This is a genomic window from Lelliottia wanjuensis, assembly GCF_030238365.1.
GTDB lineage: Bacteria > Pseudomonadota > Gammaproteobacteria > Enterobacterales > Enterobacteriaceae > Enterobacter > Enterobacter wanjuensis.
Genome location: NZ_JASSOT010000063.1, coordinates 269,655 through 290,748, shown reverse-complemented (window position 1 = coordinate 290,748; position 21,094 = coordinate 269,655). Strand labels below are relative to the sequence as shown.

Annotated in this window: 20 protein-coding genes; 14 read left to right on the top strand and 6 right to left on the bottom strand. The window is 54.6% G+C overall.

Annotation, left to right across the window (positions count from 1 at the left end; translation table 11 throughout):
• Positions 1 to 173: 173 nt before the first annotated feature.
• Positions 174 to 512 (bottom strand): YecR family lipoprotein, encoded by a 339-nt coding sequence (yecR, locus tag QQF33_RS15270; protein ID WP_282495437.1) that lies wholly within the window; start codon positions 510 to 512, stop codon positions 174 to 176.
• A 104-nt stretch (positions 513 to 616) separates the two neighbouring features.
• Positions 617 to 2,737: an HD domain-containing phosphohydrolase gene (locus QQF33_RS15265; protein ID WP_285158093.1), complete on the bottom strand. Its 2,121-nt coding sequence runs from the start codon at positions 2,735 to 2,737 to the stop codon at positions 617 to 619.
• 306 nt (positions 2,738 to 3,043) lie between these two features.
• Here QQF33_RS15265 and QQF33_RS15260 point away from each other — a divergent pair, with 306 nt between their 5' ends.
• Complete coding sequence (locus QQF33_RS15260) at positions 3,044 to 3,682, top strand: RpiB/LacA/LacB family sugar-phosphate isomerase (protein ID WP_282495439.1); 639 nt, start codon at positions 3,044 to 3,046, stop codon at positions 3,680 to 3,682.
• A 75-nt stretch (positions 3,683 to 3,757) separates the two neighbouring features.
• Here the strand turns inward: QQF33_RS15260 and QQF33_RS15255 are convergent, their stop codons facing one another.
• Positions 3,758 to 5,176, bottom strand: a complete 1,419-nt coding sequence (locus tag QQF33_RS15255) for an MFS transporter (protein ID WP_285158092.1) — start codon at positions 5,174 to 5,176, stop codon at positions 3,758 to 3,760.
• 213 nt (positions 5,177 to 5,389) lie between these two features.
• On the opposite strand from QQF33_RS15255, the gene azuC reads away from it, so the two are divergent.
• Positions 5,390 to 5,473: a stress response protein AzuC gene (gene azuC / locus QQF33_RS15250; protein ID WP_014832437.1), complete on the top strand. Its 84-nt coding sequence runs from the start codon at positions 5,390 to 5,392 to the stop codon at positions 5,471 to 5,473.
• 108 nt (positions 5,474 to 5,581) lie between these two features.
• The gene (locus QQF33_RS15245) at positions 5,582 to 5,833 is read left to right on the top strand and encodes a DUF2766 family protein (protein WP_095282433.1); all 252 of its coding nucleotides are present in this window, start codon (positions 5,582 to 5,584) and stop codon (positions 5,831 to 5,833) included.
• Positions 5,834 to 5,929: 96 nt separating this feature from the next.
• Here QQF33_RS15245 and QQF33_RS15240 read toward each other — a convergent pair whose 3' ends face one another.
• The gene (locus QQF33_RS15240; RefSeq protein WP_095282432.1) at positions 5,930 to 7,273 is read right to left on the bottom strand and encodes an anaerobic C4-dicarboxylate transporter; all 1,344 of its coding nucleotides are present in this window, start codon (positions 7,271 to 7,273) and stop codon (positions 5,930 to 5,932) included.
• 148 nt (positions 7,274 to 7,421) lie between these two features.
• On the bottom strand, positions 7,422 to 7,925 hold the full coding sequence (locus QQF33_RS15235; RefSeq protein WP_285144209.1) for a non-heme ferritin-like protein: 504 nt from the start codon (positions 7,923 to 7,925) through the stop codon (positions 7,422 to 7,424).
• 200 nt (positions 7,926 to 8,125) lie between these two features.
• Between QQF33_RS15235 and QQF33_RS15230 the strand changes: the two genes are divergently transcribed.
• From QQF33_RS15230 to otsA, 6 genes are all read left to right on the top strand, one after another.
• On the top strand, positions 8,126 to 8,683 hold the full coding sequence (locus QQF33_RS15230; protein WP_285158091.1) for a DJ-1 family glyoxalase III: 558 nt from the start codon (positions 8,126 to 8,128) through the stop codon (positions 8,681 to 8,683).
• A gap of 316 nt (positions 8,684 to 8,999) precedes the next feature.
• Positions 9,000 to 9,989 carry an arabinose ABC transporter substrate-binding protein AraF gene (gene araF, locus QQF33_RS15225; RefSeq protein WP_095282430.1) on the top strand — a complete coding sequence of 330 codons (990 nt, stop codon included), beginning with the start codon at positions 9,000 to 9,002 and terminating at the stop codon, positions 9,987 to 9,989.
• Between the two features lie 66 nt (positions 9,990 to 10,055).
• Positions 10,056 to 11,570, top strand: a complete 1,515-nt coding sequence (gene araG / locus QQF33_RS15220; RefSeq protein WP_282495444.1) for an L-arabinose ABC transporter ATP-binding protein AraG — start codon at positions 10,056 to 10,058, stop codon at positions 11,568 to 11,570.
• A gap of 14 nt (positions 11,571 to 11,584) precedes the next feature.
• A complete protein-coding gene (gene araH, locus QQF33_RS15215) occupies positions 11,585 to 12,565 on the top strand; it encodes an L-arabinose ABC transporter permease AraH (protein WP_282495445.1) in 981 nt (326 codons plus the stop codon).
• Positions 12,566 to 12,729: 164 nt separating this feature from the next.
• On the top strand, positions 12,730 to 13,536 hold the full coding sequence (gene otsB / locus QQF33_RS15210) for a trehalose-phosphatase (protein WP_285158090.1): 807 nt from the start codon (positions 12,730 to 12,732) through the stop codon (positions 13,534 to 13,536).
• Positions 13,511 to 14,932 (top strand): alpha,alpha-trehalose-phosphate synthase, encoded by a 1,422-nt coding sequence (gene otsA, locus QQF33_RS15205; RefSeq protein WP_285149574.1) that lies wholly within the window; start codon positions 13,511 to 13,513, stop codon positions 14,930 to 14,932. The genes otsB and otsA overlap by 26 nt, the downstream gene beginning before the upstream one ends.
• Positions 14,933 to 14,951: 19 nt before the next feature.
• Here otsA and uspC read toward each other — a convergent pair whose 3' ends face one another.
• A complete protein-coding gene (uspC, locus tag QQF33_RS15200; protein ID WP_285158089.1) occupies positions 14,952 to 15,377 on the bottom strand; it encodes a universal stress protein UspC in 426 nt (141 codons plus the stop codon).
• Between the two features lie 796 nt (positions 15,378 to 16,173).
• Here uspC and flhD point away from each other — a divergent pair.
• The 5 genes from flhD to cheA all read left to right on the top strand — a co-directional run bounded on the left by flhD (position 16,174) and on the right by cheA (position 21,086).
• Positions 16,174 to 16,524 carry a flagellar transcriptional regulator FlhD gene (gene flhD / locus QQF33_RS15195; RefSeq protein WP_181826511.1) on the top strand — a complete coding sequence of 117 codons (351 nt, stop codon included), beginning with the start codon at positions 16,174 to 16,176 and terminating at the stop codon, positions 16,522 to 16,524.
• A gap of 2 nt (positions 16,525 to 16,526) precedes the next feature.
• The gene (gene flhC, locus QQF33_RS15190) at positions 16,527 to 17,105 is read left to right on the top strand and encodes a flagellar transcriptional regulator FlhC (protein WP_107704251.1); all 579 of its coding nucleotides are present in this window, start codon (positions 16,527 to 16,529) and stop codon (positions 17,103 to 17,105) included.
• A gap of 123 nt (positions 17,106 to 17,228) precedes the next feature.
• Positions 17,229 to 18,116, top strand: coding sequence for a flagellar motor stator protein MotA (gene motA, locus QQF33_RS15185; RefSeq protein WP_282495448.1), 888 nt, complete (start codon positions 17,229 to 17,231; stop codon positions 18,114 to 18,116).
• On the top strand, positions 18,113 to 19,042 hold the full coding sequence (gene motB / locus QQF33_RS15180; protein WP_282495449.1) for a flagellar motor protein MotB: 930 nt from the start codon (positions 18,113 to 18,115) through the stop codon (positions 19,040 to 19,042). The genes motA and motB overlap by 4 nt, the downstream gene beginning before the upstream one ends.
• 4 nt (positions 19,043 to 19,046) lie before the next feature.
• Complete coding sequence (gene cheA, locus QQF33_RS15175) at positions 19,047 to 21,086, top strand: chemotaxis protein CheA (RefSeq protein WP_282495450.1); 2,040 nt, start codon at positions 19,047 to 19,049, stop codon at positions 21,084 to 21,086.
• Positions 21,087 to 21,094 lie beyond the last annotated feature (8 nt).

Here is a 21,094-nt window from a genome sequence, read left to right as displayed (position 1 = left end):
GTCAGGGCGTCACTATAATTTGTTATTTAATTATTTGCAAAAGGTAAAATAAGTATATTATTTATTAAAAATACGAATGGGAATAAAACGCATTGGCGCTTATTTATATTTTAATGAGAATGGTTTTGCTTCGTATTAAATAAGCTGCCAGAACAATACTGGCAGCACTATTATTAATAGTAGGTTTGGGTAGGGCCAGGATTTATCGCATAGCCCATGCATTTGTACTGAATGGTGACGGTCTGGTTGAGGCAAACCGACCCGCTGAACAGGCTACAGGTTTTAATCGGCTGGCCGTAGAAAGAGGCGGTCGCGAAGCCCATGCTCTGACACTCGCGCGTGGCGGTCCCGTTGGTGACGTAGTCATCGTAACGGGCATTCTGGAAAATTGGCTGACCGTAATCCAGTCGGACCACGCCGCCAGTCGCATCGGCATTGCTCACCTGCGCCTGGCGGGTGACCGTGCAACCCGCGAGGAGCAGCACTAATCCTGCAACGAATACTCTCTTCATATCTCGCCCTGATCTGATGTAAACAGGTTATCTTACTGTCTGATAAGCCAGACAATGCCAGGAATAGCCGGACGAATTTCCCTTTCTCTTCACAACGGCATGATTTAGTCGGCGAGACTGTCGAAGATCATGCGGAATTTCAGATGGTGCTGGCGGAACAGGGCGATCAGCTGCGGATCGAAATGTTTTCCGGCACCCTCAAAAATCACTTCGCACGCCTGCACATGGCTGAATCCGGGTTTATAGACGCGCTTTTGCCGCAGGGCGTCGTACACATCTGCCAGCGCCAGAATGCGCGCTTCGAGCGGAATATTTTCTCCGCGCAGCCCTTCGGGATAGCCGCTCCCGTCCCATTTCTCATGATGGAAGTGAATGATGTTTTCCGCCACCGGGCCGAGCCCCAAACCCTGAATAATCATATAGCCCTTGGTGGTGTGCAGTTTCATCTCGCTGAACTCTTGTTCCGTCAGCGGGCCTTGCTTGCGCAGGATCCTGTCCGGCACCGCAATTTTCCCGACGTCGTGCAGCGACGCAAAATGTTCGATCTCTGTCATCATTTTGCGCGACAGATTCAGTTCCCGCGCCATCATTCCGCAATATTTCGCCACGCGCTGAATATGGCATCCGGTTTCATCGTCGTGGGCGCGGTTCACCTTCTCCAGCGCCTGCACAATATTGCGGTTCACCAGACGGCTCTCTTTTATATGCCGACGCATCATGAACAACATCCCAATACTAAAAAGCACGGTGACGAAGAGGATCACGCTGATAATTTTTAAGGTGTTTTTGGTGAGCGCCGGGAAGAACTCGTGCACCTCATGACGTTCGAGCTGAGTGCGGAAGCTCGACAGGCGGTTAACCTGAGTCAGCAAGTGGTACAGCGGATGATCGGGCTGAACCCAGGGGCCGACGATGAATTCGCTGCGGGTGACGCCCGCGACTTTCAGCACTCCGCGAAACAGTTCGTTGCCGCGCAGGGTCGATTCCAGCGAGCTCAGATCCCCCAGAATGAAGTCGACTTTATTGTTCTCCATCGCGTCGATAAGCCCGTTTACGCTGTGACGGGTGACGATCACCACGTCGCTGCCAAAGCGATTTTGCAGATAGCGGGCCGCGAAGGATCCCTCCAGCACGCCCACGCGCTGGCTGCGGATACTCTCTTCATCCCACAGGAAAGGCTGCTTGATACGGTTGTAGTAAACGTTATGCCACGCCACATCCGGCCCGATGCGGCCAGCGGCGTGCTCGGGATCGGTGGTTTCCGCGACATTCACCAGGCGGACCGGCCAGCGCTGCTGCCTCAGCGCGTCGGCATAGTGATCGATAAAATGGACATCCACTTCCATGCCCAGCAGGTCGCGCATGTCCTTAATCATGTTGATAGCGGTGCCCTGATAGCCGCGATCGTCCTTCCAGACCACCGGCGCAAAGTTCTCATTTTTCGGCAGCCAGATTTGCAGGCGGTTATTCGTAAGCCACGCGCGCTCCTCTTTTGAGATGGAAATCCGGCTGAGGAGGTAGTGGCGCTTGCTCTCTTCCAGCGTCCTGTACATCTCCCCACTGCGATACCACTCGCCGAGAAACGCATTCACCTTTTCACGCAGATCTTTCAGCTCCGGGCTGAAGGCCAGCACCACCGGAATACGCAGTTCGGGAAAGGGGCGGGAGATCAGATAATAGCGCTGTGTGTTTTCCATTTCGCTGGCGTCATTAATGTAGAAATCCGCCTTGTGCTCGCTCAGCAAACGGAACGCCTCTTCGCTGCTGGCGACCAGATGCAGCGAGCGGAATTTCAGATCCGGATAACGCTTCTGCACGCTTTCCAGAGTGGCGTCGTTCTGGCGAAATAGCACGCGGGCATTCGCCAGCTCTTCAACCGTATTCACGGACATGCTCGGGCTGGCGGCCACCACTTCATTATTGAACAGCTGCGAGGAGAGAATTTTGGTCCGGGCGCGGGCCTCGGTTCTGAGCACGCCCGCATACACGCCGTAGATGTCGCGGTTAAAACGCTGGCCAATCTCGGGGCCGCTGACCGGCGTGAGTTCCAGACGGGTGCCATATTTTTCATTAATGGCGCGCACCAGTTCCGGGTAAAAACCCTGTGATTCGCCCTGCGGCGAGCGCCAGAATTCAAAGCTGTCGGCGTCATATATCCAGACGGGAATGGCGTGGGTTTCGGCAGCGGGCTGGGCAAAAGCGGCTCGGGCCCAGACCAGGGCCATGAGGATAAGTATCCAGAAAAGCGATGTGATGCGAGGCGTCCGGCGGCGCATATTCACCATTGTTCCCCAAAGGATTTTTATAGTCTTTTAAAAAGCAGTCTAGCTAACAGCCAGATTCGTGAGTAGAGATTTCTTAAGTTTGTGCATAAGCACGCTATTTCCGCGAGACAGGTCGAAATTGTGAAGCGGCTTTCGTTTTTTAAAACATTTTTTCAGTTAATTTGAAAGTGCGTTTGTTAGATAGTAAGGTTGGGTGGATTCGCTATCTTTGGCGGCAAAACCCGCAACGCATTCAGGAGATGAAGAATGAAAATTGCACTGATGATGGAAAACAGCCAGGCCGGTAAAAACGCCACTATCCTCAACGAACTTAAATCCGTTGTCGATGAGAAGGGCTTCCCGGTCTATAACGTCGGGATGAGTGATGAGAACGATCACCACCTGACCTATATCCATCTGGGTATTATGGCCAGCATCCTGCTGAATGCGAAGGCCGTTGACTTCGTGGTGACCGGCTGCGGTACCGGGCAGGGCGCGCTGATGTCACTGAACATTCATCCGGGCGTGATCTGCGGCTACTGTATCGACCCGGCAGATGCCTTCCTGTTTGCGCAGATCAACAACGGTAACGCGCTCTCCCTGCCATTCGCCAAAGGCTTCGGCTGGGGCGCAGAGCTGAACGTGCGCTTCATCTTCGAAAAAGCCTTCACGGGCCGCAAAGGCGAAGGTTATCCGCCAGAGCGTAAAGAGCCGCAGGTGCGTAACGCCGGTATTCTGAACCAGGTGAAAGCCGCCGTGGTGAAAGAGAACTATCTGGATACTCTGCGCGCCATCGATCCTGAACTGGTGAAAACCGCGGTTTCTGGCCAGCGCTTCCAGCAGTGTTTCTTCGAAAACTGTCAGGACAAAGAGATCGAAGCCTTTGTTCGCGGTATCGTTGGGTAATCTGTGGTCTGATTTTTGCCGGGTGGCGCTGCGCTTACCCGGCCTACAACACCTGAGCCAGCGTAGCTGGCTTTTTTAACGCTTATTCGACACCGCGCTTCCCGCATCCTTCGTCAGCCGCAACGTATCCACCATCCCCACCAGACAAATCAGCGCGATGGCGACAAAGGCCAGGCGGAAGCTGATCCCCGGCACATCGGTGATACCCAGAACACTCCCGAGCTTTTCCCCGATACGAATCCCAATCGCCCCGAGCGTGATCCCAAGCCCCACCGCCAGCTGCGTGGCCGTGGAAAACAGCGTGTTGGCGTAGCTCATCTGTGCCGACGGCACGTCCGCAAAAGCCAGGGTACTCACCGCCGTAAACTGAATCGAGCGGAACACGCCGCCCAGATAGAGAATCAGCATGATCAGCCAGACCGGCGTTTGCGGTGTGATAATTGCGCAGGCCAGCAGCGACAGGACATTTAACGCCCCGTTGATCAGCAGCAGCTTTCGAAAACCAAGGCGGCGAATCAGCGGCGTGGTCGCGGGTTTGATCGTCAGGTTGCCGACAAACACCGCCAGTACCAGTAGTCCGGAGTGGAACGCGTCCATGCCAAACCCGACCTGAAACATCAGCGGCAGCAGGAAAGGCACGGCGCTGATAGAGGCGCGGAACAGCGATCCGCCGTACATCGTCACGCGAAACGTCGGAACCTGCAGGGCGTCGAGGCGAATCATCGGCCACTCGGCGTGCTGAAAATGGCGCAGGGCGTAGATGAGCGTCACCACACCGACCGCCAGCAGCCCGACGGTGAGAAGCCCGTCCGGATGCTGCGCTCCCATCGACTCCATGGCGTATACCAGGCTCACCATCGCAATGGTGGTGGCGATAAAACCGGGTGTATCAAAGGGACGGCGCGCGTCGTCGTGCAGGTCGGGAATGATGCGCAGCGCCAGAATAATCGCCAGCATCCCGAGCGGCACATTAATAAAGAAGATCCAGCGCCAGTCGGCGTAACTGGTGATAAACCCGCCGAGGGGCGGACCGATGATCGGAGCCACCAGCGCGGGCCAGGTGAGGGTGGCGATGGCGGTGATCAGCTGATGTTTGGGCGTCGTGCGCAGCACGGCAAGACGACCGACCGGAACCATCAGCGCGCCGCCCATCCCCTGCAGCACACGCATGGCGACAAACTGATCCACCGTGGTAGACAGCCCGCACAGCACGGAGGCGAGAGTGAAGATTGCCAGCGCCACGGCGAAGACTTTGCGCGCGCCAAAGCGGTCGGCAATCCAGCCGCTGGCGGGGATCAGCACCGCCAGGGTAATCAGATACGCGCTGATACCGATGTTCAGATCCACGGCCTGCACGCCAAAGCTTTTCGCCATATCGGGCAGCGCGGTGGCAATCACCGTGCCGTCGAGAAACTCCATAAAGAACGCCCCGGCAACCAGCAGCGCCGCAGGAGACAAACCGCGGCTCTCTTTTCCGGTGATGTTTTCACTCATTTTTACCCTGCCATATCAAAAAATTTTATAAAAATTTACTGGAACTTATAAGTTCCTAACCTGCGGATTTGCCTTGTGTTTTTATAACAATCTCGCAGCATTGTGGTTTTTTTAACCGTGATGTGCATCACATAACCGTTGATTTTTGTGATGTTGGTCATATTATATGCTGATAGACAATAACACCTGCATAACACATTACCGGAGCATCAAATGAAACTGCGCAAAATCCTGAAAAGCATGTGGGCTAACTACTGCAATACGTTCAAAGACGTACCGCCAGGCGCAATGTTCTGATGAAAAAAACCTGCTTCGGCAGGTTTTTTTATGCCTGCGTTCGACGAGAGGGAAGATGAAAGGGCCGTGGTTTTGCTACTATAGCGCTCTTTATTGAAGGAGCTTCCTATGTCTCAAAATCTGAGCGCCGATCAGGAACTGGTGTCTGACGTCGTCGCGTGCCAGTTGGTCATCAAACAAATCCTGGATGTGTTAGACGTTATCACCCCGACCGAAGTGCGGGAAAAAATGTCCACCCAACTGAAAAACATCGATTTCACCAGCCATCCTGCTGCAGCGGACCCCGTTACGCTTCGCGCCATTCAAAAAGCCATTGCGCTTATCGAACTCAAGTTCACACCGCAGGGTGAGTCACACTAAAATAAACCGATGTTTTGAATTTTGAAACAGGTTTTTGCCGGGTGGCGCTTCGCTTACCCGGCCTACAAAACCCGTAGGCCCGGCAGCGCATGACGCTTAGAAGAAGGTCTGCACCAGCAGATAGCTGGCGGCACAGGCGCAGCTCACGCCGATAAGGCCTGGCAGAATGAAGCTGTGGTTGATAATGAACTTGCCGATTTTGGTGGTACCCGAGCGGTCAAAGCCGATACAGGCCAGATCGCTGGGATACGTCGGCAGCACGAAGTAACCGTAAGAGGCCGGGAAGAATGCGATCAGCATTTTCGGCTCGATGCCCAGCATCAGGCCCATCGGCGCGACGGCGGTGAGGGCCGCGGCCTGACTGTTCACCAGTTTGGAGACCAGGAACAGCACGATGGCGTAGGTCCACGGATGACTCTTCACCACGCCTTCCAGCGCCATTTTCAGCTCATCGAGGTGCGCCTGGAAAAAGGTATCGCTCATCCATGCGACGCCGAACACCGAGAAAATCGCCACCATCCCCGCTTTAAACACCGCGCCGTTCGAAATGGCGGAGGCGTTGACCTTACAGGCAATCAGCATTACCGCACCGGCGATCAGCATCATCATCTGGATCACGAGGTTCATCGACAGCGCTGTCATTTTGCCTTTGATTTCAAACGCAGGGCGCAAATCGGGCAGAGCACCCAGCAGAACCACCACGGCGATCCCGGCGAAGAAAATCCACGTTGACCAGTAGGCCTGCTTCGGGAAGCGCTGGTTCATCAGGGTTTCGGTGCTGCCATAGATAAATTCACGCTGTTTCGGGTCGGTGAGTTTTTCCTGAAACTCGGCGTCATCCGCCAGATCTTTCCCGCGGCGCAGGCTCCAGAGGGCGGCGATCATCACGCCAAACAGTGAGGCGGGAACGGAGACGGCTAAAATCTCCAGGATCCCCCACGCCTGACCCACGCCGTGCTGGGCGCCAATGATCGACACCAGCGACACCACGGCGACGGAGACGGGCGAGGCGGTAATCGCCATCTGCGAAGCGATGGAGGCCACCGCCATCGGGCGCTCCGGGCGAATCCCTTTTTTCAGCGCGATATCCGCGATGATTGGAAACATGGTGTAAACCACGTGGCCGGTGCCACACAGAAAGGTCAGCATCCAGGTGGTGAACGGCGCGAGGAGGGTGATGTGCTGCGGGTGTTTCCTGAGCAAGCGCTCCGCAAACTGCATCATCACATTCAGACCACCGGCGGTTTGCAGCGTCGCGGCGCAGCCGATGACCGCGAGGATCGTCAGCATCACGTCCACCGGCGGTTTGCCGGGCTGTAATCCAAACACAAAGCTTAAAATGAAAAGGCCGATACCGCTTATCAGCCCAAGGCCCATCCCGCCAAACCGCGTTCCCACCAGCAGGCAGAGAATAATGACAATAAACTCGATGGTGATCATGAAGCTCCCTCGTCAGTCAAAGTGAAATGAATTAAATCATTTCACTTTGTAAGGTTATGGGTTGGGAGCCAGATCTGATTTGTTAAAATTCAATTAAAGCAATGACTTGATAACTATTAATTAACAATTCCCGTAATACGAAACGATTTTAGTGCTGCTGAAAGTTCACCAGATTCAGCAGATGTTGATCCGTCTGGGTCATGCACAGACCGGCGCGTCGGGCACTGCGTACCTCGTCGAGAATGGTTTTCAGCAGCAGGCCATCCTGCTGCTGCTCTTTCCCTATATCCCGCAGGAAGTCGAGGGTGTCGTCGTCGTGCAGCGCTTTGGCTTCTCCGGCGAGGGTTTTCAGCATGGTACAGCGCTGCTCATACTCTTCGAGGGTTTTCTGGAACAGCTCTTCCAGGGATGAGCAGGACTCTTCGGAAACCACACGGGCTTTAACAATCGGGTTGGCCCCGGCCTGTTTCATATATTCGAAGACCCGCATCATCTGGGTGATATTGCTTTGCGCCTGGGTACGCAGGAAGGTGGCGGTACCGTTGAGGCTGTGCTCGGAACACCAGTCGCTCAGCTGTAAATAGAGATTGGAGGCGTTGAACTCGAGGTTCATCTGGGTGTTGAGTTTCTGAATCATTCCTGAAGTCGTCATTATAATGTCCTTATTTCGGGGAGGGATGATTAACACCAGAATAAAGCCGTTCAGTATTGTCTTAATGTGACCGGCTTTTCATTTCCTTTGATTTCAATGCTATTTCTCAAAAGACCGAACTGTGATCCACCCACGAGTTTGCCCAATGACTTTCTGTAAAATGAAACGATGTTTTATCTATTTTATTTGTGAGGATCAAAATGGCAAAAGTGGCGGTGTTACTGGCACCAGGATTTGAAGAAGCGGAAGCAATTATTACCATTGATATCCTGCGCCGCATGCAGATTGAAGTGGAAACCCTGGCCTGTGCGGAGTCGCGCGCGGTGGTGAGTTATCACAACATTCCGATGGTGGCCGACAGCACGCTGACCGAGCGCGCCGCCACCCTGTACGATGCCATCGTGCTGCCGGGCGGGCCGCAGGGGAGCGTTAATCTGGCCGCCAGCCAGGACGTTATCGCTTTTGTGAAAGCCCACGACGAGGCCGGAAAACTGATCTGCCCGATCTGCTCCGCCGCCGCGCGGGTACTGGGCGGAAACGGTCTGCTGAAGGGGCGTCGCTACGTCTGCTCCGGCGATCTGTGGGAGACGGTGAAAGATGGCGTGTATGTCGATGCCCCGGTGGTAGAGGACCAGAATCTGCTCAGCGGAAAAGGTCTCGGCCATGCCTTTGATTTCGCCCTGACGCTTGCAGCGCGTTTGTTGGATGATGAAACGGCGGTTCGCGATCACGCGGATCATATTTACTACGCCTGGTAAATTCTTAACCGGGCGCTACGGCGCCTGGGTTACAGGGACGCGTTAGCTGACTCTATGGATAATTCTGCTTAATCCCCTTCTATTTGTCCGACAATAGCCGCCTTTTTTATGTCATTTATCGCTGAATCTATGTACGCAATTACTGTAATTCTGCGGTGTGATGGGGCTCTCTTATGGATGATTAATTTCCCGCTAAAACTATCTCCAGCACTATCACTTATTCATGGGTGAGCGCTAATACCTTGTTTTATGTCCGATTAAATAAAAAGCACGACAATATACCCTACATAAAAGAATGCTCATGCTGGAGTTAACCATGCACAAATTTACTAAAACGCTGGCGGCCATCGGCCTGGCTGCCGTTATGTCACAATCCGCTATGGCGGAGAATTTAAAGCTCGGTTTCCTGGTCAAACAGCCGGAAGAACCCTGGTTCCAGACCGAATGGAAATTTGCGGATAAAGCCGGGAAAGATCTCGGGTTTGATGTCATCAAAATTGCCGTGCCCGACGGCGAGAAAACCTTAAACGCCATCGACAGCCTGGCGGCGAGCGGGGCGAAAGGCTTTGTGATTTGTACGCCGGATCCGAAACTCGGCTCGGCCATCGTGGCAAAAGCGCGCGGCTACGGCATGAAGGTGATAGCGGTGGACGATCAGTTCGTCAACGCCAAAGGCAAACCGATGGACACCGTGCCGCTGGTGATGATGGCGGCGACTAAAATCGGCGAGCGTCAGGGCCAGGAACTTTATAAAGAGATGCAAAAACGCGGCTGGGACGTGAAAGAGAGCGCCGTGATGGCGATCACCGCGGACGAACTCGATACCGCGCGTCGTCGCACCTCCGGTTCGATGGAGGCCCTGAAAGCGGCCGGATTCCCGGAAAAACAGATCTATAAAGTCCCCACCAAATCCAACGATATCCCAGGTGCGTTTGACGCCGCAAACTCGATGCTGGTTCAGCATCCGGAAGTGAAACACTGGCTGGTGGTCGGCATGAACGACAACACCGTGCTGGGCGGCGTGCGCGCGACGGAAGGTCAGGGCTTTAAAGCCCCGGATGTCATCGGGATCGGCATTAACGGCGTGGACGCGGTGAGCGAACTCTCCAAAGCGCAGGCTACTGGTTTCTACGGTTCGCTCCTGCCAAGCCCGGACGTACACGGCTATAAATCCAGCGAAATGCTCTACAACTGGGTCACCAAAGATGCCGAACCGCCGAAATTTACCGAAGTCACCGACGTGGTGCTGATCACCCGCGACAACTTTAAAGAGGAACTGGCGAAAAAAGGGCTGGGCGGTAAGTAATTTGTTGTGATTGCGCCCCTCGATGTTGAGGGGCCAGACGTACACTACTGGAATCACGGAGACGTTATGCAACAGTCTGACCTGACTCTCTCTTTTCGCGGCATCGGGAAAACCTTTCCCGGTGTGAACGCGCTGACCGATATCAGTTTTGACTGCTATCCCGGTCAGGTCCACGCCCTGATGGGGGAGAACGGCGCGGGGAAATCCACGCTGTTAAAAATCCTCAGCGGAAATTACGCCCCGACGACCGGCACGCTGGCCATTCGTGGCGAAGAGATGGCGTTTGCCGATACGACGGCGGCGCTGAATGCCGGGGTCGCGATCATTTATCAGGAGCTGCACCTGGTCCCTGAAATGACGGTGGCGGAAAACATCTATCTGGGGCAACTGCCTCACAAAAGCGGGATCGTTAATCGTTCGCTGCTCAACTACGAAGCCGGGCTGCAGCTCCAGCATCTCGGGCTGGATATCGATCCGCAAACCCCGCTGAAATACCTCTCCATCGGCCAGTGGCAGATGGTGGAAATCGCCAAGGCGCTGGCGCGTAACGCCAAAATTATCGCCTTTGACGAACCGACGAGTTCCCTCTCGGCGCGCGAGATCGACAACCTGTTTCGCGTGATCCGCGAGCTGCGCAAAGAGGGGCGCATCATTCTGTATGTCTCTCACCGTATGGAAGAGATTTTCGCCCTGAGCGATGCGATCACCGTCTTCAAAGACGGGCGCTACGTGCGCACCTTCACCGACATGCAGCAGGTGAATCACGACCAGCTGGTGCAGGCGATGGTGGGCCGCGAGCTGGGGGATATTTATCACTGGCAACAGCGCGAGTACGGCACCGAACGTCTGCGTCTGGAGAGCGTGAAAGCGCCGGGCGTGCGCACACCGATTTCGCTCTCGGTGCGCAGCGGTGAAATCGTCGGCCTGTTCGGGCTGGTAGGCGCCGGGCGCAGCGAGCTGATGAAAGGGCTGTTTGGCGGCACGCGGATCACCGCAGGCCAGGTATACATCGACGGCCAGCCGGTGGATATCCAGAAACCGGCCCATGCCATTCGCGCCGGTATGATGCTCTGCCCGGAAGATCGTAAAGCCGACGGGATTATTCCTGTCCATTCCGTTCGCGACAATATCAACATCTCAGCGCGGCGAAAATTCCTTCGCGCCGGGTGTTTAATTAACGATCGCTGGGAAAACATTAACGCCGATAACCATATTCGCTCCCTGAATATTAAAACTCCCGGCCCTGAGCAGCTGATTATGAATCTCTCCGGCGGCAACCAGCAAAAAGCGATTCTTGGCCGCTGGCTGTCGGAAGAGATGAAAGTCATTTTGCTGGACGAGCCGACGCGCGGCATCGACGTCGGGGCGAAGCACGAAATCTATAACGTCATCTATGAGCTGGCAAAACGCGGCGTGGCGGTACTTTTCGCCTCAAGCGATCTGCCCGAAGTGCTGGGCGTCGCCGACCGCATCATCGTGATGCGCGAAGGGGATATCGCCGGTGAGCTGTTACATGAACAGGCGAATGAACAACAGGCGTTGAGCCTCGCCATGCCTAAAGTCAGCCAGGCTGTCGCCTGAGCAAGGAGTGAATGATGTCTTCTGTTACTACCTCCCGCGCGCCGAAGTCGGCTTTTAACCTGGGGCGCATCTGGGATCAATACGGGATGCTGGTGGTCTTCGCGGTCCTGTTTATCGGCTGCGCGATTTTCGTGCCGAATTTCGCCAGTTTTATCAATATGAAAGGACTGGGGCTAGCGATTTCCATGTCAGGCATGGTCGCCTGCGGAATGCTGTTCTGTCTGGCGTCCGGGGATTTCGATCTCTCCGTCGCGTCGGTTATCGCCTGTGCCGGGGTGACGACAGCGGTGGTCATCAACATGACCGAAAGCCTGTGGATTGGCGTGTTCGCCGGTCTGATGCTCGGCGTGCTCAGCGGCCTGGTGAACGGCTTTGTCATCGCGCGTCTGAAAATTAACGCCCTGATCACCACGCTCGCGACTATGCAGATTGTGCGCGGTCTGGCCTATATTATCTCTGACGGTAAAGCGGTGGGTATCGAAGACGAGCGCTTCTTTACTCTCGGCTACGCGAACTGGCTGGGTTTGCCGGCGCCAATCTGGCTGACGGTGGGCTGCCTGATTATTTTCGGCTTCCTGCTCAACAGAACCACCTTTGGCCGCAACACGCTGGCGATCGGCGGGAATGAAGAGGCGGCGCGTCTGGCTGGTGTCCCGGTAGTGCGCACCAAGATTATTATCTTTGTGCTCTCCGGGCTGGTGTCGGCGGCGGCGGGGATTATTCTGGCCTCGCGTATGACCAGCGGTCAGCCGATGACGTCCATTGGCTATGAGCTGATTGTGATTTCTGCCTGCGTTTTAGGTGGGGTTTCACTGAAAGGCGGCATCGGAAAAATCTCATATGTGGTGGCCGGTATCCTGATCCTCGGCACCGTGGAGAACGCTATGAACCTGCTGAATATCTCCCCGTTCTCGCAGTACGTGGTACGTGGCCTGATCCTGCTGGCAGCGGTGATCTTCGACCGTTACAAGCAAAAAGCGAAACGTACCCTTTAGGTAAAATCAGGCTCAACTTTTAAGTCTAGTCCCACCTTCCCACCGCCTGCCAGCTTCGCTTGCAGGCGGTGTTCTAAATGGCGAGCAGCGTCACACTGTCTATACTTACATGGCTACTGAGATGTTAAATGTCTGACATCTCGAAAACCGTAAGGAGGACAAGGGTGGCAGACTCGTTAACCGTACCGCCTGCACTGACCGGAGAATTTGCACTCTTTTTCGATCTCGACGGGACCCTCGCCGAGATCAAACCACACCCTGATCAGGTGGTGTTACCCGCCGACATTCTCCGGGTACTGGAACAGCTCTCACAAGACAATCAGGGAGCACTGGCATTGATATCAGGGCGCTCAATGGCCGAGCTTGATGAGCTCGCCAGGCCTTACCGCTTTCCGCTTGCCGGTGTGCACGGAGCGGAGCGCCGCGACATCCATGGCAACGCGCATATCGTCTCACTCCCCGACTCGCTGATTCAGACGCTCACGGCGCAGCTGACGGCTGCACTTGCGCATCTGCCGGGTACGGAGCTGGAAGCCAAAGGGATGGCCTTTGCGCTGCACTATCGGCAGGCGCCAGAGCACGAGGCGGCGATAACCGCGCTGGCAACCTCAGTCGTGGCCGCGCATCCGCAGCTCGCGCTGCAGCCGGGGAAATGTGTGGTTGAAATCAAGCCTAAGGGCATTAACAAAGGCGAGGCGATTAGCGCCTTTATGGGCGAAGCGCCGTTCGCGGGCAGGACGCCGGTGTTTATCGGCGATGACCTGACGGACGAGAGCGGTTTTCGCGTCGTGAATCAGGCTGGAGGGATTTCTATTAAAGTCGGACAGGGGGAAACCTGTGCCGGATGGCGACTGCCTAACGTCGCCAGCGTCTGGCAGTGGGTCACTGAAGTCGCTAACCAGCAACAAGAAGAAAAAATAGCGCATAACAACAGGAGAAAACATGATGGGTCGCTTAGTCGTAGTCTCTAACCGAATTGCGCCACCGGACGATAAAAAATCCAGCGCGGGTGGTCTGGCGGTGGGGATTTTGGGTGCCTTAAAAGCAGCCGGCGGGCTCTGGTTTGGCTGGAGCGGGGATGTCGGTAACGAGGATCAGCCGCTAAAAAAGGTGACACGGGGCAACATCACGTGGGCATCCTTTAATCTTGGCGAGAAGGATTACGAAGAGTATTACTCGCAGTTTTCCAACGCGGTGCTGTGGCCTGCGTTTCACTATCGCCTGGACCTGGTCAAGTTCCAGCGCGAATCCTTCGAAGGGTACATGCGCGTCAACGCGCTGCTGGCGGATAAACTGCTGCCCTTAATCGAGGAAGACGATATTTTATGGATCCACGATTATCACCTGCTGCCGTTTGCCAGCGAGCTGAGAAAACGTGGCGTGAACAACCGGATCGGCTTCTTCCTGCATATCCCGTTCCCGACACCGGAAATTTTCAACGCCTTGCCGCCGCACGAAGAGCTGCTGGAAGGGCTGTGCGATTACGATCTGCTGGGCTTCCAGACCGAGAACGACCGTCTGGCGTTCCTCGATAGCGTCTCCGGTAAAACGCGCCTGACCACGCGTAGCAAGTCTCACACCGCGTGGGGGAAAACCTTCGAAACCGAGGTCTATCCGATCGGCATCGAGCCGGATGAGATCGCCGCCGATGCCTCTGGCCCGCTGCCGCCGAAACTGGCGCAGCTCAAAAGCGAGCTGAAAAACGTCAAAAACATCTTCTCCGTCGAGCGTCTGGATTACTCCAAAGGCTTGCCGGAGCGCTTCCAGGCCTATGAGCGACTGCTGGATAAGTTCCCGCAGCACCACGGGAAAATCCGCTATACGCAGATTGCACCGACCTCCCGTGGGGAAGTGCAGGCCTATCAGGATATTCGCCATCAGCTGGAAACCGAAGCGGGGCGGATTAATGGCCGCTACGGCCAGCTGGGCTGGACGCCGCTCTATTATCTGAATCAACATTTTGAGCGCAAAATTCTGATGAAGGTATTCCGCTATGCGGAAGTGGGGCTGGTGACGCCGCTGCGCGACGGGATGAATCTGGTGGCGAAAGAGTATGTTGCCGCGCAGGACCCGAAAGATCCCGGCGTGCTGGTGTTGTCGCAGTTCGCGGGAGCGGCCAACGAACTGACGTCGGCGCTCATCGTTAATCCTTATGACAGCGATGATGTAGCGAATGCGCTGGACAGGGCGCTCACCATGCCGCTGACGGAACGCATTTCACGTCACGCGGAGATGATGAAGGTCATCCGGGAAAACGATATTAACCACTGGCAGGAGCATTTTATCCGCGATCTTGAGCGGCTCACGCCACGCAGTAAGGAGAGCAACCTGCAAAAAAAGGTCGCCACCTTCCCTAAACTCGCCTGAGTAGCGCCCCTCGGTGGTATCAGCTGCCGAGGGGAACCAGCAGCACGTCCACCTGACTTGAGCTGACAATCGCCTTGGCGGAGCACGCCGCGCGCGAGAAGAAGCTGTGGTTATGGTTCCCGCAAATCACCAGATCGACCTGCTCCTTGCGACAGATATCGAGAATGTGCTCGCTCAGTTCACCCGTTGCGATAAAGGTTCGCGCGATAGGGTACTGAGCTTTATCTTCCAGCTCCTGCAAAAACTGCTGGGTCTCTTCCTGCAGCAGACCACGAATATCTTCCAGCATTGGCGCGGCCAGCTGGTTGTACATTTCGGGTTCGGCGGCAAGGGTAACAAGACTGACCCGCGCGTTGAGCGGGCGGGCGATAGAGACGGCACGCGCCAGTAGCTGATGGCTTTCTGGTGTCACCGCAACACACACAAGAATATGCGAGTAACTCATAGCTCACTCCTTTGATGTCCTGAGACAGAGGATTCTTCACCATTAGCGCGATTCGCAACGCTTCGCAATAGGGCAATACGACAATGGTGTGACGCTTATCATAATTATTCATTAATTATTCTTATAAAACGAATAGTGGCATAACGCAGCTTAACCACCGAAAAGAACGCCTTAAGTTAAATGTCTACATTTTAATAATGAGTGGATGAATCATTTTAACGCCCTGTCAATAAGTCAGTTACCATCACCAGACGAAACTATTTTATTTGGTTAAAGCTGTAATCCATTGTTTTTATAAGTAAATAAATCAATGTATACAATATTGAGATGAAATGTTAATGCCTTGATCGCATCTGGTGTAACAACAGTTGAGGGTCCTCTCGCAACGATGGTCACTGTGCATGAGTATTCGCATGGTAAGAATATAAAAGGCGTTCAAGTGGTCAATATTTGTTCAAATTACAAATCAAACTGATGGTTCATTCCGTTTTTATACCGTGGTTTTTGTGATCTGGATCACATTTTTTTTAAATTTCGGGAGGGGCTGCATTGTATGTCGGAAAACGGACGAGTAGAGTTGCCTCGAATTAGGAAAAATCTTAGTTATTTGTAAGTAATGATAAGACGCAATGGTCAAGGATCACCATTTTAAACACCGCGCGTTTTATCCAGTTTAACCTTAATTCGACTATGCATTTTCGCCTTTTCTTTTTTTTTACCGGGGTTTTCCCGGCGACATCACGGGGTGCGGTCTTACCGCATAAAAAATTATAGTTGGTTATTCTGGATGGGAAAAATGCATACATCCGAGATGCTTAAACATGTCTATGACATAAATTTGTCATACTTATTACTTGCGCAGCGTTTGATTAGTCAGGACAAACCGTCCGCCATGTTCCGTCTGGGTATCAGCGAAGAGATGGCAACAACGCTTGGCGGATTAACCCTCCCTCAGATGGTCAAACTGGCGGAAACCAATCAGCTGGTGTGTCAGTTCCGCTTCGACAGTCATCAGACGATTACCCGTCTGACTCAGGATTCACGCGTAGACGATCTGCAACAGATCCATACCGGAATTTTGCTTTCAACCCGCCTTCTCACCGAAATCAGCCAGCCTGACGACGTGGCCCGTAAGAAAAGGGCTTGAAGATGAGCGAAAAAAGCATTGTTCAGGAAGCTCGCGACATTCAGTTAGCTATGGAACTGATCACGTTGGGTGCTCGCTTACAAATGCTGGAAAGCGAGACTCAGCTGAGCCGCGGTCGTCTTATCAAATTGTACAAAGAATTACGCGGTAGCCCGCCGCCGAAAGGCATGCTGCCGTTCTCTACGGATTGGTTTATGACCTGGGAGCAAAACATCCACGCATCGATGTTTTGTAACGCCTGGCAATTTCTTTTGAAAACGGGTTTGTGCACCGGCGTGGACGCCGTTATTAAAGCGTACAAACTCTACCTTGAACAATGTCCTCAGCCGGAAGAGGGGCCACTTCTGGCGCTAACCCGTGCATGGACTCTGGTGCGCTTTGTCGAGAGTGGATTGCTGCAATTGTCGCGCTGTAATTGCTGCGACGGCAACTTTATCACCCACGCTCACCAGCCCGTAGGTAGCTTCGCCTGCAGTTTGTGTCAGCCGCCTTCCCGTGCGGTAAAAAGACGTAAACTTTCCCCGGAAGCTGCCGATATTAATCCACAACTGCTGGATGAACAGATCGAACAAGCTGTTTAACCCGAACGTGTGGGAAAGATTCCAGCAGCGGTAAGCAATTACCGCTGCTTTTTTTTACCCTGCGATCCGGTTAAGTCTTCAACCTGAACATCCTGCCATAGTCACTAGCAGAAGGATGATGTCGTGCTTATCTTATTAGGTTACCTGGTCGTACTCGGTACCGTTTTCGGTGGATATATGATTACCGGTGGGGAACTGGGAGCACTCTATCAACCGGCTGAATTTATTATCATCGGCGGCGCCGGGATAGGTGCGTTTATCGTTGGTAACAACGGTAAATCGATTAAAGGGACGCTGAAAGCGCTCCCGTTACTGTTTCGTCGTTCGAAATACACCAAAAGCATGTATATGGATTTGCTGGCGCTACTCTATCGTCTGATGGCGAAGTCGCGTCAACAAGGCATGTTCTCGCTGGAGCGTGATATCGAGAACCCGAAAGAGAGTGAAATTTTTGCGAGTTATCCGCGCATTCTCGCCGACGCGACAATGCTGGATTTCATCGTCGATTATCTGCGACTGATCATCAGCGGCAACATGAACACCTTCGAAATCGAAGCGCTGATGGACGAAGAGATCGAAACGCATGAAAGCGAGTCCGAAGTCCCGGCGAGTGCGCTGGCGACCATGGGTGATTCACTGCCCGCGTTCGGTATCGTGGCGGCGGTGATGGGGGTGGTTCACGCTCTGGCCTCAGCGGATCGTCCGGCTGCAGAGCTCGGCGCGCTGATTGCTCACGCCATGGTGGGGACCTTCCTCGGGATCCTGCTTGCCTACGGTTTCATCTCGCCGCTGGGAACGGTATTGCGTCAGAAGAGCGCGGAAACCACCAAGATGATGCAGTGCGTGAAGATCACGCTGCTGTCAAACCTGAACGGCTACGCACCGCCAATCGCGGTAGAGTTTGGGCGTAAAACCCTGTACTCCAGCGAGCGTCCATCGTTTGTCGAGCTTGATGAACACGTTCGTGCTGTGAAGAACCCGAACCAACAGACGACGACTGAGGACGCATGAAAAACCAGTCCCATCCCATCGTCATAGTCAAAAAGCGCAAGCACAAAGGTCATGGGCACGGTTCCCATGGCTCGTGGAAAATCGCTTACGCCGACTTCATGACCGCGATGATGGCCTTTTTCCTGGTGATGTGGCTGATTTCCATCTCCAGTCCGAAAGAGCTGATTCAGATTGCGGAGTATTTCAGAACCCCGCTGGCGACGGCGGTCACGGGTGGACACCGTATTGCTAACAGCGACAGCCCAATCCCTGGCGGCGGTGACGATGTCACCCAGCAAAAGGGTGAAGTGAAGAAAGAACCGAATATCGACGAGCTGAAAAAGCGTATGGAGCAGGCGCGGTTGAAAAAACTGCGTGGCGACCTGGATCAGCTCATCGAGGCAGACCCGAAACTGCGCGCCCTGCGCCCGCATTTGAAGATCGATCTGGTGCAGGAAGGATTACGTATCCAGATTATTGATAGCCAGAACCGCCCGATGTTTAAAACCGGCAGCGCAGAAGTAGAGCCTTACATGCGCGATATTTTGCGCGGTATTGCCCCGGTGCTGAACGGGATCCCAAACCGTATCAGCCTCTCGGGTCACACGGATGATTTCCCGTATGCCAGCGGGGAGAAGGGATACAGCAACTGGGAGCTATCTGCCGATCGTGCCAACGCCTCGCGTCGCGAGCTGGTGGCCGGTGGGCTGGATGAGGGCAAAGTCCTTCGCGTCGTCGGTATGGCCGCCACCATGCGCGTCACCGACCGCGGCCCGGACGATGCCATCAACCGTCGTATCAGTCTTTTAGTGCTCAATCAGCAGGCGGAGCAGACCATTCTGCACGAAAACGCCGAAAGCCAGAATGAGTCACTGGATGATTTAAAACAGCCAGGGGCAGTGCCTTCGGCTGCCGTTCCAACATCGCCACCAGCCAATCCGAGGTGATAGCGTGAGCATGGATATTAGCGATTTTTACCAGACGTTTTTTGACGAAGCCGACGAGTTGTTGGCCGACATGGAGCAGCATCTGCTGGATTTAGTGCCTGAGGCACCGGATTCAGAGCAGCTCAATGCCATTTTCCGTGCCGCACATTCCATTAAAGGTGGCGCCGGAACATTTGGATTTACCATCCTGCAGGAAACGACCCATTTAATGGAAAACCTGCTGGATGAAGCCCGTCGCGGTGAGATGCAGCTCAACACCGACATTATTAACCTGTTTTTGGAAACCAAAGATATTATGCAGGAACAGCTCGACGCCTATAAAAGCTCGCAAGAGCCAGATGCTGCAAGCTTTGAATACATCTGCAACGCTCTGCGCCAGTTAGCTCTGGAAGCGAAGGGCGAAGTCGCGGCACCTGCGGTCAGCGCGGCAAAACTGAGCGTGGTTGATGCCCTGGCCTCCGACGAGGTGACTCCGCCTGCAGCCGAAGCGAAGCTGCGCGTGGTGCTCTCTCGTCTGAAAGAGAGCGAAGTGAATTTGCTGGAAGACGAGCTGGGTAACCTGGCGACGCTGAGCAATGTCGTGAAAGGCCCGGACAGCCTGGCCGCCACCATCGATGGGGGTATCAGCCAGGATGATATCGTCGCGGTGCTGTGCTTCGTAATTGAAGCCGACCAGATTAGCTTTGAAACCGAAGCTGCCGCTGTTGAAGCGCCTGCCGAAGTGGCTGAAGTGATGGCCGCGCCAGAAGTGGCGATGCCTGCGGTGGTGGCTCCGACGCCTGCGCTGAAAGCGGTACCGAATGACGCGGCTGCGCCAAATCGCGCGGAACGTGAAAAACCAGCGGCCCGCAGCAGCGAATCGACCAGCATCCGCGTGGCGGTTGAGAAGGTCGATCAGCTGATTAACCTTGTCGGTGAACTGGTGATCACCCAGTCGATGCTGGCCCAGCGTTCAAACGAACTCGACCCGGTCACCCACGGCGATCTGATTACCAGCATGGGTCAGTTACAACGTAACGCCCGCGATCTGCAGGAATCAGTGATGTCCATCCGTATGATGCCGATGGAATACGTCTTCAGCCGCTTCCCGCGTCTGGTGCGCGACCTGGCGAGCAAGCTGAACAAACAGATTGAACTGACTCAGGTGGGGAGCTCCACCGAGCTGGATAAGAGCCTGATCGAGCGCATTATCGACCCGTTAACGCACCTGGTGCGTAACAGCCTCGACCACGGTATCGAATCTCCGGAAAACCGCATCGCGGCCGGGAAATCCCCGGTCGGCAACCTGACGCTCTCCGCAGAACATCAGGGCGGCAACATCTGTATCGAAGTGACCGATGACGGCGCCGGTCTGAACCGCGAGCGTATTCTGGCGAAAGCGATGTCTCAGGGCATGTCCGTCAGCGAAAACATGACCGATGAAGAAGTGGGGATGCTGATCTTCGCGCCTGGCTTCTCGACGGCAGAGCAGGTGACTGACGTCTCCGGGCGAGGCGTGGGCATGGACGTGGTGAAACGTAACATCCAGGAGATGGGCGGCCACGTTGAGATCAAGTCCAAGCAAGGTTCCGGCACCACTATCCGTATCCTGCTCCCGCTGACCCTGGCAATCCTTGACGGGATGTCGGTGAAGGTCGCAGGCGAAGTCTTCATCCTGCCACTGGGTGCGGTGATGGAATCCCTGCAGCCGCGTGATGAAGATCTGCATCCGCTGGCGGGCGGTGAGCGCGTGCTGGAAGTGCGTGGCGAGTATCTGCCGCTGGTGGAACTGTGGAAAGTCTTTGAAGTCGACGGAGCCAAAACCGAAGCGACTCAGGGCATCGTGGTTATTCTGCAAAGCGCGGGCCGCCGCTATGCGCTGCTGGTCGATCAGCTGATTGGTCAGCACCAGGTGGTGGTGAAAAACCTCGAAAGCAACTACCGCAAAGTGCCGGGAATTTCAGCTGCCACCATCCTTGGCGATGGCAGCGTCGCACTGATCGTCGATGTGTCGGCGCTTCAGGGTTTAAATCGTGAACAACGTGTGGCGTACACAGCCGCCTGATTAGTTAA